Origin of the sequence: Nocardia abscessus, assembly GCF_015477775.1 — a bacterium.
Lineage (GTDB): Bacteria > Actinomycetota > Actinomycetes > Mycobacteriales > Mycobacteriaceae > Nocardia > Nocardia abscessus_A.
On sequence record NZ_JADLQO010000001.1, the window covers coordinates 362,797 to 375,643 of the forward strand.

Annotated in this window: 13 protein-coding genes; 5 read left to right on the top strand and 8 right to left on the bottom strand. The window is 69.5% G+C overall.

The features are described from left to right. Positions 1 to 46: 46 nt before the first annotated feature. Entirely contained in the window at positions 47 to 625 is a 579-nt protein-coding gene (locus tag IU450_RS01840) for a Uma2 family endonuclease (protein ID WP_195148026.1), read from the top strand. A gap of 61 nt (positions 626 to 686) precedes the next feature. Next, positions 687 to 1,133 (top strand): hypothetical protein, encoded by a 447-nt coding sequence (locus IU450_RS01845; RefSeq protein ID WP_195148027.1) that lies wholly within the window; start codon positions 687 to 689, stop codon positions 1,131 to 1,133. On the opposite strand, the gene IU450_RS01850 is transcribed toward IU450_RS01845, so the two are convergent. The 7 genes from IU450_RS01850 to clpB form a co-directional block, all read right to left on the bottom strand. Next, on the bottom strand, positions 1,117 to 1,824 hold the full coding sequence (locus tag IU450_RS01850) for a lysoplasmalogenase (RefSeq protein WP_195148028.1): 708 nt from the start codon (positions 1,822 to 1,824) through the stop codon (positions 1,117 to 1,119). The genes IU450_RS01845 and IU450_RS01850 overlap by 17 nt on opposite strands. Before the next feature lie 3 nt (positions 1,825 to 1,827). After that, positions 1,828 to 2,886: a beta-ketoacyl-ACP synthase 3 gene (locus tag IU450_RS01855; protein ID WP_195148029.1), complete on the bottom strand. Its 1,059-nt coding sequence runs from the start codon at positions 2,884 to 2,886 to the stop codon at positions 1,828 to 1,830. 50 nt (positions 2,887 to 2,936) lie between these two features. After that, the gene (gene pyrE / locus IU450_RS01860) at positions 2,937 to 3,485 is read right to left on the bottom strand and encodes an orotate phosphoribosyltransferase (protein ID WP_040870748.1); all 549 of its coding nucleotides are present in this window, start codon (positions 3,483 to 3,485) and stop codon (positions 2,937 to 2,939) included. A gap of 2 nt (positions 3,486 to 3,487) precedes the next feature. Next, positions 3,488 to 4,297, bottom strand: a complete 810-nt coding sequence (locus IU450_RS01865) for an SDR family NAD(P)-dependent oxidoreductase (RefSeq protein ID WP_195148030.1) — start codon at positions 4,295 to 4,297, stop codon at positions 3,488 to 3,490. A gap of 55 nt (positions 4,298 to 4,352) precedes the next feature. After that, positions 4,353 to 5,363 (bottom strand): hypothetical protein, encoded by a 1,011-nt coding sequence (locus IU450_RS01870; RefSeq protein ID WP_416382826.1) that lies wholly within the window; start codon positions 5,361 to 5,363, stop codon positions 4,353 to 4,355. Positions 5,364 to 5,491: 128 nt separating this feature from the next. Then, positions 5,492 to 6,286: a DUF5666 domain-containing protein gene (locus tag IU450_RS01875; RefSeq protein WP_195148031.1), complete on the bottom strand. Its 795-nt coding sequence runs from the start codon at positions 6,284 to 6,286 to the stop codon at positions 5,492 to 5,494. Between the two features lie 222 nt (positions 6,287 to 6,508). Further along, positions 6,509 to 9,064, bottom strand: coding sequence for an ATP-dependent chaperone ClpB (gene clpB, locus IU450_RS01880; protein WP_195148032.1), 2,556 nt, complete (start codon positions 9,062 to 9,064; stop codon positions 6,509 to 6,511). Between the two features lie 296 nt (positions 9,065 to 9,360). Between clpB and IU450_RS01885 the strand changes: the two genes are divergently transcribed. Continuing rightward, entirely contained in the window at positions 9,361 to 10,296 is a 936-nt protein-coding gene (locus IU450_RS01885; protein ID WP_195148033.1) for an NADP-dependent oxidoreductase, read from the top strand. Between the two features lie 60 nt (positions 10,297 to 10,356). Beyond that, the gene (locus IU450_RS01890; protein ID WP_195148034.1) at positions 10,357 to 11,244 is read left to right on the top strand and encodes an LLM class flavin-dependent oxidoreductase; all 888 of its coding nucleotides are present in this window, start codon (positions 10,357 to 10,359) and stop codon (positions 11,242 to 11,244) included. 129 nt (positions 11,245 to 11,373) lie between these two features. Here the strand turns inward: IU450_RS01890 and IU450_RS01895 are convergent, their stop codons facing one another. Then, entirely contained in the window at positions 11,374 to 11,556 is a 183-nt protein-coding gene (locus IU450_RS01895) for a hypothetical protein (protein WP_195148035.1), read from the bottom strand. A gap of 129 nt (positions 11,557 to 11,685) precedes the next feature. Between IU450_RS01895 and IU450_RS01900 the strand changes: the two genes are divergently transcribed. Continuing rightward, complete coding sequence (locus tag IU450_RS01900) at positions 11,686 to 12,843, top strand: FAD-binding oxidoreductase (protein ID WP_195032179.1); 1,158 nt, start codon at positions 11,686 to 11,688, stop codon at positions 12,841 to 12,843. The last annotated feature ends 4 nt before the right edge of the window (positions 12,844 to 12,847 follow it).

Below are 12,847 nucleotides of genomic sequence, written 5' to 3' on the forward strand. Positions count from 1 at the left end.
CCAGACTGGCCCCAACGCGGTATCCGTGCGGGGAGGGGAGGAAGCGATGACCGTCGACGTGACCTGGCCTGATCATCTGCTGACCCTGGAGGACTGGATCGCGCTGCCGGAGGACAGCAGCCGTAGCTACGAGCTCGTCGAGGGGGTTCTGGTCGTGTCACCGAAACCGGTGTCGCAACATCAGCGCGCTATCTTGCGGCTGGGCGCGCAGCTGGAACCGCAATTGCCCAGCACCCATGGCGTGCTGGCCGATACAGAAGTGTTGATCGATGAGGGTCCGCTGCCGACGATACGGGTCCCGGACGTTCTCGTCGTACCCGAAGCCGGCATCCAGGCCAACCTGCCGCGCTATGACGCGGCCGACGTGTTACTCGCCGTGGAGATCCTGTCGCCCGGTTCACGACGTACCGACCGGGTGACGAAATTCTTCGAGTACGCCGAGGCAGGTATCGAGTACTACTGGATGATCGACCTCGACAAGCCCACGAGCCTCGCCGCCTATTACCTCATCGGCGGGGACTACGAACTCGTCGCCGAACAGTCCGGCACGGTGACACTCGACATCGCCGGAACCCCGGTCACGGTCGACCTTGCCGCGCTGACCAGCAGTCGCGCGCACCGATAGCCCGCACCGCCGGGTGCGCTGGGCCTATCCTGGAGGTCTGGCACTCGGGGTGGAGGCTGGCATGGAACACGAGCGGATATTGCGCACGGTGCTCGGGGTGACCGCCGGGTATCTGATCCTGCTCGCGTTGTGGCTGGGATGGGTGGTGCACCGGACGCCGCCGGGAACCGTGCCGTATCAGATCGTGGCACTGGTCGGGCTGTTCGGTTCCGGTGTCGGCATCGGGATGATGCTGGCCGCCCGACCGTCCAAAGCGGATCGCCAATTGTGGCGGCACGGCTTGGAAGGCTGGGCAACGGTCGAGGGCGTGCATCCGCTGCAGCGCACCGACCATCAGACCGAACTCACCGAGCTGGATCTGGAACTGACCGTGCCCGGTTCGGAAAGCTACCGGGGCACCGTCGTTTTCGATGCCACGCCGGCCGACAAGCCCCGGCTCGCGGTCGGCGAGATCCTTTCCATCCGCGTCGACCCGGCGAACCGGGATCGCATCATTCTGGTGCTGTGATTACCGGCTTCACGTGCGCTTTCGGGTCGGCGAGCAGATACTGCGCGGCCGCGTAGGTCGCCAGGATCACGCCTTCGGTCACCCGGCGGGCCCGCTGACCGCGCGCGAACAACCGCCGCAGCACGATGAGCCCGTCGGAGACGGTGAACAGCAGTGCGCCCAGACCGAGCCGACTGCGCGAATCGGTCCCGGGAACATTAACGCCCGCAACGTTTTTCGTGGCGGGCGCCAGCGCCGGATCGGACGCCAGCACGGCCGCGGCGCCCAGGGTGACGCCGTAGGCCGTCAACGGCGTGGCCACCGACGGCGCCTTCGACCGCAGCAAGCCGGCCGCCCCCAGCCAGGCGGCCACCCGAGGCAGGGTGACCGCGGCCGTGGGCCTGCCGCCCATCCGCCACCACAGCGTGGAGTAGCCGGCCTGCATCACCGCGAACGACGACGCCCCCGCGATCAGTTTGCGATCGTCGTCCGGGTCGATGAGCAGGATGTCGCCGACAGTGGCCGCGCCGAGCGAACCGATCAGCACGGTGCGCTCGGTAGGCGGCAGCTCCCTGCCTTCGGTCGCCACGTCGGCCGCCAGCAGCGGCATCAGCAGCGGCTTCGCCATCCACTGCGCCTTCTCCCGCCCGGTGACGGCGCCGTAGACGGTGACCGCCGCCGCCGCGAGATACCCGGCTCGAAACGGGCGCATCGGCTAGAAGCTCGGCTCGGCGGGCGCGGGGGGCAGCGTGACGACCTGGCCCGCGTAGCTCAGGCCCGCGCCGAAGCCGAGCAGCAGCGCCGTCTGGCCGCCCTTCGCCTTGCCGGTGACCAGCATCTCCTCGATGGCGAGCGGAATCGACGCCGCCGAGGTGTTGCCGGTGTTCTCGATGTCGTTGGCCATCGGGATCTCGTCGGCCAGGCCGAGGTTCTTCTTCATCAGCTCGTTGATCCTGGCGTTGGCCTGGTGCGGGACGAAGACCTCGATGTCCTCCTTGGCCACGCCGGACACCTCCAGCGCCGTGGACAGCGCGCGTGGCAGGGTGACCGCGGCCCAGCGGAAGACGCGCGGACCTTCCATCCGCAGCGACATCCGGCCGACCGGGTCCACCGCCGGGTCCATCCCCTGCATGGACTGGGCGCGCTGCATGTACTCCAGGAAGTCGATGTCCTGCATGATCGCGGCGGCGTTCTCGCCGTCGCTGCCCCAGACGGTCGGAGAGATGCCGTTCTCCTCGCTCGGGCCGACCACCACGGCGCCCGCGCCGTCACCGAAGATCATCGCGGTGCCGCGGTCGGTGGGATCCAGCCCCACCGTCATCGTCTCCGCCCCGATGAGCAGGACGTACTCGGCGGAGCCGGACCGGATCATGTCGGCGGCCACACCGAGGCCGTAGCCGAAGCCGCCACAGCCGGAGGTCAGGTCGAAGGCGGGGACCCCGTTAATCCCGATGTCGTAGGCCACCTGCGGCGCACCGTGCGGGGTGAGGGTCAGCCAGCTGGACGTGGCCAGGATGACGGCGCCGATCTCGGACCGATCGACGCCGCTGTTGACGATCGCGCGCTCGCCCGCCGCCGCGGCGATCGAGCGGAGCGTTTCGTCACCGCTGATCCAGCGCCGGTTGCGGACGCCGGTGCGCTCGAAGATCCACTCGTCGGTGGAATCCAGGACCTCGCAGACCTCGGCGTTGCTGACCAGGCGCTTGGGTCGGTAAGCGCCGATTCCGAGCATCGCAACGTTTTCGCGACTTCTGTTGACTGCAATGCTCACCACTGGTGACTCACACGACCCTTCACCTTCGAAGACTTAGACCTTCATCCAGGCTATCCCAGGGCGAGATCCTTCAAGCCGAGGATCGACCGGTACTCCAGTCCCTCCGCGGCGATCACCTGGTCGGCGCCGGTCTCCCGGTCGACGACGGTGGCGACGCCGACCACGGTAGCGCCCGCCGCGCGCAGCGCGCGCACCGCGGTCAAGGGGGAATTCCCGGTCGTCGTGGTGTCCTCGACGACCAGCACCCGCTTACCCACGATGTCGGGGCCTTCGATCTGGCGCTGCATGCCGTGCGACTTCGCGGCCTTGCGCACCACGAACGCGTCGATCGGGCGGCCGGGCGCGTGCATCACGGCCAGTGCCACCGGGTCGGCGCCCATGGTCAGGCCGCCGACGGCGTCGAAATCCCAGTCCGCGACGAGCTCGCGCAGCAGCTTGCCGATCAGCGGGCCCGCGCCGTGGTGCAGGGTGGCGCGGCGCAGGTCGACGTAGTAGTCGGCCTCCTTGCCCGAGGACAGGGTCACCCGGCCGTGCACCACGGCGAGCTCGCGCACCAGGGCGGCCAACCTGTCCCTGTCGTTGGTTATCACGTCGATCATGTCTAAGTCCTTCCGCGTGCGTCGAACAGCCCGCGATTGAGCCGGGCCCCCAGGGTTCGCGGGATCAATCCGGCGACGGTGGTGAGCGCTTTGTACTGCATACCGGGCACGCTGAGCACCCGGCCCTTCTCCAGATCACGCAGTGAGCCGGCGACTACCCGGTCGACGCTCAGCCACAACGCTTTCGGCAGCGAGGACATCTCGATGCCGGCTCGCTGATGGAATTCCGTGCGGACGAATCCCGGGCACAGGGCTTGGACCCGTACTCCGGTTCCGGCCAGTCCCCCTGCCAACCCTTCGGTGAAGGATACGACGTAGGCCTTCGACGCCGAATACGTCGACCCGCGTCCGGGGATCAGACCCGCCACACTGGCCACGTTGACGACGCACCCGTTCGCCGCCGCGATCATCGGCGGCAAGGCGGCCCTGGTGAGCTGCACCACCGACGTGACGTTGACGTCCAGTTGCGCCTGGAGCTGATCGGGCGGCACGGTCCAGAACTCTCCCGAGTGCGCGAAACCCGCGTTGTTGACCAGGAATTCGACGCCGCCGGCCAGTCGCGCCACGACCTGCTCGCGGTCCTTCGCCCGGGCCAGATCCGCGACGAGTACCTGCGAGCGAGTGCCGAAGCGATGCTCCAGGTCGGTCGCGAGGGCAGCGAGACGCTGCTCGTCGCGGGCGACCAGCACCAAGTCGTAGCCGAGCGAGGCCAGGCGAGTGGCGAAGCCGTGGCCGATGCCCGAGGTCGGCCCGGTGATCAAGGCCACAGGGCGGGTGGCGCCGGGCAGCCTCGAATGTGGATGCTCGATCATGACCGCGCGATCGATCGCAGTCGCGCGGACCCGACTGCGGTGGGCGCGCGGCCGGTCACTTCGGCACGGGTCCCTGATAGGGGCGGAATCCGGGATGGAACGGTCCGCCGGGCGCGTCGGACGGCCGACGGTGCGACTCGGCGTCCGGCCGGCCTTCGGCGGCGGCACGCTCGTCGTGCTCCTCGCGCGGGCGAGCCTGTTCGTCATCGCGCACCCGGGCGCGCGCGTTCGGCACGACGGCGAGCGAGGGGCGGCGTACCGGTTCCGAGTCGTCGGCGCGATCGTGGGCGTAGGAGTCCTCGCCGGGCAGTTCGTCGTCCTCGCCCTCTTTGCGGGCCTCTTTGCGCAGTCGCGGCCGGTCGGCGTCGGCATCGACGTCCCTGGCGTTCTCGCCGCGCTGCCGATCGCGGGGCCGCGGCCGACTCGTCGAGTCGTGTGCGCCTTCCGAGCGCGGCTCACTGACCGGCGGCAGCACGTGCAGCAGGCCGGACAGGCGCAGCACCGCGTCGATCGCGCCTTCCCAGTCCTTCGAGGTGGTGCCGACCAGCAGCATGCCCAGCGTCCAGTTGCCCTCGCTCCAGAGCATCTGCACGGTGTCGGGCAGGGCCTCGATGAAGGCGACCATGCGCTGATCGACGGCGTGCCTGGCGATTTCGGGATTGGTCGCGAACACCACGCGGTCGCCGATGGCGCCGAGCAGTTCCAGATCGTGGTCCTTGGGCGGAGAGGCCGTCTTCAACCGCATGTCCACGTCGATGTCCGAACCGATCTGGCGTCGCACCGCGACCAGCGTCGCGGAATCCTCCAGGTCGAACAGCACGAACTTCTCGCCCTTACGAATGCCGGAGACCACGTCGACCGCGGAGAGATAGCCCAGTTTGGCCAGCGCGCCACGCCGCCACGTGGACGGCAGCGCGGGTTCCACGGACACGTAGGTATAGCCCTGCGACTTCGCCCAGACCTGTCGCGCGTGACCGGTCCGCTGCCGCTGGAGCCGATCGAAATACAGCAGCACGATCGCGCCCACGAGCGCGATCGCCGCCAACCCGAACCACATTGCCGTCATCGCCGCCTAGCCTAATAGGCCCGGCCGGACATGGTCCGTCATTACCCCCGCGCCAGGCCGAGCGAAAGCCGAGCGGACGTCGATCCCGCTTGACGGCCGGATGCGCGCCGCAGCGCGCACGGCCCGGCTCATCGTCCGCCGCCGGGCAGCGAGGTACCGATGATGATCTTGGCCTGGATCGAACCGTCCGGCGCCTTGTCGCCCTGGATCAGCACGAGTTCGCCGGCAGCAAGGTCGGACACCTTGCTGCCCGACAACGCGATCACCTGGGTGTTCGCGTCGGTGCGCACCGTGATGGACTCGCCCATCACCGAACTCACCGTCAGCGTGCCCGCGTCGTTGGCCGTGATGGTGCCCATCGTGGCGCCGAGTCCGTCGACATCGCCGAGACCGGGCACGCCCGGCAACCCGCTGGGCGGGGTCGGTTGCGCGCTCCTGGTTCCGGGCAGGGACCTGGTCGTGACGGGCGCGGTCGAGGCGGCCGCGGTGTCCGCCGGACCGGAATCGCTGCCGCCGAGCAGCACACCCGCGACGACCCCGATCGCCCCGATCAACAACACGACGCCGATGGCCAGGGCGATCCACAGACCGGTATTGCGCCGCGGCGGCGGCTGCGGCGGCGGGCCGGGGGGCATCGCCCCACCGGGCGGCGCCCCCGCACCCGGCCACTGACCAGCGCCGCTGTCCTGATAGGCCGCCCATTGGGAGTCGTAGGGCTGGAACTCGCGCGTCGCGTTCGGCCCCGGTGGCCCCCAGCCTCCGTACTGCTCCGTGGGCGGATACGCCGACGGCGCGCCGGTGCCGTACGCCTCCAGGTACTCCGTGGTGTGGGTCGGGTCCCCGTACCCGGACTTGCCCGGACCCAGGTGTTCGGTCGGCGCATCCTCCGGCCGCTGCCCCCATGGATCGTTCGGGTTGGTCATGCGTTCCAGCGTAGGCTCTCTTCGTTCCACCGCGCTCGCACCCGGTGCACCGGTGTGCCTTCGGTGCGAAACTCCCTCTGCCCCCGAAGGACTCTGCCCCCGAAGACCCGAGACGGGCGATGAAGAAGGTCCGCTCCGGCGCTACCCGGAGCGGACCGCTCGCCGCACACGCCCGCACGGGCGTAGGCGCGGAACATCAGCTCCGCGCGGCGCCCGCGCGGTTCATCTCCCGACGATCAGGCCGTCGCCGTCGGGGCTGACGGTCACCTTGACGCTGTCACCGTCGGAGACCTCGCCCGCGAGCAGTTCCTTGGCGAGGGTGTCGCCGATGGCCTGCTGGATCAGCCTGCGCAACGGGCGCGCGCCGTAGGCGGGGTCGTAGCCGCGCACGGCGAGCCAGAACCGGGCCGAATCGCTGACCTCCAGCTTCAGCCTGCGCTGCGCCAGCCGCTTCTGCAGCTGGTCGAGCTGGATGTCGACGATGCTCTCCAGCTGCTCCTCGTCCAGCGAGTGGAACATGACCACGTCGTCGAGGCGGTTGAGGAACTCCGGCTTGAACGCCGAACGCACCGCGTTCATGACGAACTCGCGGTCACCGCCCGCACCCAGGTTCGAGGTCAGGATGAGGATGGTGTTGCGGAAGTCCACCGTCCGGCCCTGGCTGTCGGTGAGCCTGCCCTCGTCGAGCACCTGCAACAGGATGTCGAACACGTCCGGGTGCGCCTTCTCGATCTCGTCGAACAGCACCACCGTGTAGGGCCTGCGCCGCACCGCCTCGGTGAGCTGGCCACCCTGGTCGTAACCGACGTACCCGGGCGGAGCGCCGACCAGCCGAGCCACCGAGTGCTTCTCGCTGTACTCGCTCATGTCGATGCGGACCATGGCGCGCTCGTCGTCGAACAGGAAGTCCGCCAACGCCTTCGCCAGCTCGGTCTTGCCGACGCCGGTCGGGCCGATGAACATGAACGAGCCGGTCGGGCGGTTCGGATCGGCGACACCGGCGCGCGCCCGGCGCACCGCGTCCGACACCGCCTGCACCGCCTCGGTCTGACCGACCACGCGGCGAGCCAGCTCGTCCTCCATGCGCAGCAGTTTCTGCGTCTCCCCTTCCAGCATCCGGCCCACCGGGATGCCGGTCCACGAGGACACCACCTCGGCGATGTCGTCCGGGCCGACCTCCTCTTTGAGCATGACCTCGCCGTCTCCCGCGGTGGCGGAAGTCTTTTCGGCCTCCGCGAGCTGCTTTTCCAGCGCGGGGATCCGGCCGTAGCGCAGCTCGGCCGCCTTGCCGAGGTCGCCGTCGCGCTCGGCGCGTTCGGATTCGCCGCGCAGCGATTCCAGTTCCTCTTTGAGCGTGCGCACCTGGTCGATGGCGTTCTTCTCGTTCTGCCACCGGGTGGTCAGCTGGTTGAGCTTCTCCCTGCCGTCGGCCAGTTCCGCGCGCAGCTTGTCCAGCCGCTGCTTGGATGCCTCGTCGGTCTCCTTGGCCAGGGCGACCTCTTCGATCTCCAGCCTGCGCACCGCGCGCTCCACCTCGTCGATCTCCACCGGGCGGGAGTCGATCTCCATGCGCAACCGCGACGCCGACTCGTCGACCAGGTCGATCGCCTTGTCCGGCAGGAACCGGGAGGTGATGTAGCGGTCCGACAGCGTGGCCGCGGCCACCAGCGCGGAGTCGGTGATGCGCACGCCGTGGTGCACCTCGTAGCGATCCTTGATGCCGCGCAGGATGCCGATGGTGTCCTCCACCGACGGCTCGCCGACCAGCACCTGCTGGAAGCGCCGCTCCAAGGCGGCGTCCTTCTCGATGTGCTTGCGATACTCGTCCAGCGTGGTCGCGCCGACCAGGCGCAACTCGCCGCGGGCCAGCATCGGCTTGATCATGTTGCCCGCGTCCATCGCCGATTCCCCGGTGGCGCCCGCGCCGACGATGGTGTGCAGCTCATCGATGAAGGTGATGATTTGGCCCGCGCTGTTCTTGATGTCCTCCAGCACGGCCTTGAGCCGTTCCTCGAATTCACCGCGGTACTTCGCGCCCGCGACCATCGCGCCGAGATCGAGCGCCACGACGGACTTGCCGCGCAGCGATTCCGGCACGTCGCCCGCCACGATGCGCTGGGCGAGTCCCTCGACGATCGCCGTCTTGCCGACGCCCGGCTCACCGATCAGCACCGGGTTGTTCTTGGTGCGACGGCTCAGCACCTGGACCACCCGGCGGATCTCGGTGTCGCGGCCGATGACCGGGTCGAGCTTGCCGGAGCGGGCGGCGGCGGTGAGATCGGTGGAGTACTTCTCCAGCGCCTGGTAGGTGCCCTCCGGGTCGGGGCTGGTCACGCGGGCGCTGCCGCGTACCGCGGTGAACGCCGCACGCAACGCGTCGGCGGTGGCGCCGTACTTGGTGAGCAGCATGGTCACGTCGGAGTCGCCGTCGGCGAGACCGACCATCACGTGCTCGGTGGAGACGTACTCGTCACCGAGCTCGGTGGCGAGATGTTGCGCCGCGGTGATCGCGGCGAGTGCCTCACGGCCCAGCTGCGGTGAGGTGGTGGCGCCGGTCGCCCGGGGCAGCCGGTCCACGATGTCCTGTGCCTCGCGCCGCACGGTCGCCGGATCCGTTCCGACGGCCTTGAGCAAAGGCGCGGCGATGCCGTCGGTCTGGTCCAGCAACGCCACCAGCAAGTGCGCCGGACGAATCTCCGGGTTGCCCGCGGCGGAGGCCGCCTGCAGAGCGGCCGTCAGAGCCGCCTGGGTCTTGGTGGTGGGATTGAACGAGTCCACGAGTCACCTTCCTACTAGTCGATTCGCACGGCGCCGAGCACCATCGTCCGGTGCCGTTCCTTACCGTCCAACGTCCGAAAGGTTGAGTCTGTTCCGCTCAAGTTTCAAATTCTTCGCCGCGCCCGGTCCGACACCGCCGAATCGTGTCGAACGCTACGCCCAGACACCGGCGAATGCGACGATTCGCGACACCGCCGATGCGATGATTCCGCACGTCGGCGGGCTTCGAGTGCCTACGATGACCACGGCCGTCACTTGTTGCATCACTCTTTCAGCCCGAATCAAGGAGCGAATGGATGCGCGCGATCGTGGTACGGAAGTTCGGAGCGACGCCGGAACTGGCCGAGATGCCGATGCCCGAGCCGGGGCCGGGAACCGTGCGGGTCCAACTCCAGGCGGCCGGGGTGAACCCCTTCGACCGGAAAGTGGCCTCCGGAATCCTGGACGGCAAACTGCCGCACGACTTTCCGATGATCCTCGGAGTGGACGGCGCGGGCACCGTCGCCACGATCGGCGCGGGCGTCAGCCGCTTCGCCGTCGGCGATCGGGTGGTCGGCAAGTTCCTCACCCCGCCGGTCGGCCACGGCAGCTTCGCGGAGTACGCCGTGTTACCGGAAGGCGGCACGCTGGTGCCGATCCCGCCGGGCGTGCCGACCGTCGCGGCCGCGGCACTGCCGACCGCGGGCGTCACCGCGCAGGACCTCGTGGATGCCACGCACATCCAACCGGGCCAGACCGTGCTGATCGTGGGCGCGACCGGCGGCGTCGGCTCCTTCCTGGTGCAACTGGCCAATATCGCGGGTGCGCACGTCATCGCGACGGCGCGCGGCGGCTCCGCCGATCAGATGACCCGCCTGGGCGCGGCCGAGACGGTCGACTACACCGCGGGCCCGGTACGCGACCAGGTCGCCGCCGCGCACCCGGACGGCATCGACGTCCTGTTCGACCTGGTGAGCCCGCCGGAAGCGCTCGCGGAGCTGACCACGCTGGTCCGAGACGGCGGCACCGTCTACTCCACCACCTTCGCCGCCGACGAGGACGCGTTGCGCGCTCGGTCGATCAAGGGCGGCAATATCGAATCGCAGGGCAAGGCGCCCGAGTTGGCCCGGCTGATCCAGCGGGTCGCGGCGGGTGACGTGGTCGTGCCGATCGACGCGACCGTCCCGCTCGCGCAGGGACCGGCGGTCATCGGGGCGCCCGGCGCACGCGGCAAGACCGTGCTCGCCATCTGAGCCGGCCCCGCCGGCGCAGCGTCGGTTCGGCCGTCCCCCGAGACCACCCGGAGGTGTGCGATGGGCACCCGACCGCCCGAGTTCGGCTTGTTCCTGATCCCCGAGGCCGACGACTTCCGCAGGCTCGCCGAGCTCAGCGTGTACGCGGACGTGTCCGGGCTCGACCTGATCGGCATTCAGGACCACCCCTACCAGCGTCGTTTCCTGGACACCTGGACCCTGATCACCGCTCTCACCGGGCGGACCGAACGGATCACCTTCTTCCCCGACGTGGCGAACTTGCCGCTGCGCCACCCCGCGCTGCTGGCGAAGGCGGTGGCATCGCTCGACATCATCAGTGACGGCCGAATCCAGCTCGGCCTCGGCGCGGGCGCGTTCCGGGACGCCGTCGCCGGGATGGGCGGGCCGCGCCGGACCGGCGGTGCGGCGGTGCGGGCGCTGGCCGAGGCGATCACTGTGATCCGCGCGCTGTGGTGGAGCGACGCGCGATCGGTCCGGGTGCCCGGGGACTACTACTCCCTGGCGGGCGCGCATCCCGGGCCCCGCCCGCGGCATCATCCCGGCATCTGGGTCGGCGCGAAGGGCCCGCGCATGCTCGAGCTCACCGGACGCGTCGCCGACGGCTGGGTGCCGTCGTCCGCGTGGGCGCCGCCGGAGTTCCTCGCCGAGGCGGGCAGGCGGATCGATGACGCCGCCGCGGCGGCGGACCGGGACCCGCTGTCGGTGCGGCGGGTGTTGAACGTGTCCGGGACCATCACCGCGGACGGGGCCGATCACGGCTTCCTGGAGGGCCCGCCCGAGCGCTGGGCCGACGATCTGCTGGCGCTGCACCGCGACCAGCGGATCGACGGATTCGTCTTCTGGCCGACCGAAGGGGAACCGGTCGAGCAGATCCGTCGTTATACCGAGCAGGTCGTGCCTGCGGTCCGCACCGGCGCCGGGACCTGACGGGCCGGAATCCGGCGCCTTTCCGTCCAGGATGGGTCTCCCAGTTCCGGCGCGGCTCGCCCGCGGCGCCGGCTCGTGGCGGGTCAGCGACATCCGTCGTTTGCCCACCGATTACCGTTTGGCCGGGTCTTACGGCACTGGCGGGCGCAGTCGGACGTAGTCCGTCTCCTGCCCGCGCACGGCCGCAGCGGAGGCGGAGGACGTCTTGCGCACGGCCGCAGCGGAGGCGGAGGACGTCTTGCGCACGGCCGCAGCGGAGGCGGAGGACGTCTTGCGCACGGCCGCAGCGGAGGCGGAGGACGTCTTGCGCACGGCCGCAGCGGAGGCGGAGGTACGCCTTTACCCACACGACCACGGCATTTTCGGGAATACTTGTCGGCGGGAGACCGCCGGTAACGGATATGTCCCCGGGCAGAACTGAGGGAAAGGAAGCTCCACGTCGTGGATGCGCGTTCGGCTGCGCTGGTCCGCGCCAATTTCCGTTCGGTGATCGAGTCGCCGAATGGACCCGAGCGGTTGGTCAGTGCGTTCTACGGACATTTGTTCGCCGAGAACCCACGGCTGCGCGAATTGTTCCCGCCCGCCATGGAGATGCAGGCCAAGCGGATCGCCACGGCCATTCAGTACGTGCTCGATCACCTGGAGGACTGGGATCGGGCGCAGAAGTTCTTGGAGCAACTCGCCCGCGACCATCGCAAGTACGGCGTGGAGGCCGCGCACTACGACGTGGCGGGCCGCGCGCTGCTCGCGGCGTTCCGCGCCTACAACGGCGCGGCCTGGAACCGGGGCTTGGAGGAGGGCTGGCGCGACATCACCATCCTGATCTCCGCGTCCATGGCCATCGGGGCCAACTCCGACAAGTCGCAGCCGGTGTGGGAGGCCACCGTGGTCGGCCATCGCCGCGTGCTGGAGGACCTGGCCATCGTGCGCCTGCAGTCCGACGGACCGGTGCCCTACCAGGCCGGGCAGTACGTGCCGGTCACCATTCCGCAGCGCCCCAAGATGTGGCGCTACTTCTCCCCGGCGATCCCGTCCAACCCGTACGGCGAGATCGAGTTCCACGTGCGCAAGATCCGCGGCGGCTGGGTGAGCCCGGCGATCGTCAACGAGACCAGGGTCGGCGACCGGTGGCGGATCGCGGGCCCGCTCGGCGGACTGCGCGTCGACCGGGACAGCGGCCGCGACGTGCTCATGATCGGCGCGGGCACCGGCATCGCCCCGCTGCGCGCCCAGCTGATCGAAATGGGTCAGCGCGGCATCAACCCGCGGGTGCACTTCTTCATCGGCGGCCGCTACCCCTGCGACCTGTACGACGTGGAGAACATGTGGCAGCTCTCGCAGAGCAACCCGTGGCTGACCATCGTCCCGGTCTGCGAGCAGAAGACCAACCCGTGGTGGTATCCGCATCCACCGCAGGACGCACCGTACGGCATGCACCGGCGCCTGATCGGTAACCTTGGCGCCGTGGTCGCGAGCTTCGGCGCGTGGGCGGACCGCCAGATCCAGATCGCCGGCTCAGCCCGGATGATCGCGGACACCCGGCGCGCGCTCATCGCGGTCGGCACGCCGGAGCAGAACATCAGCTGCGACCCTGTGTAACGAA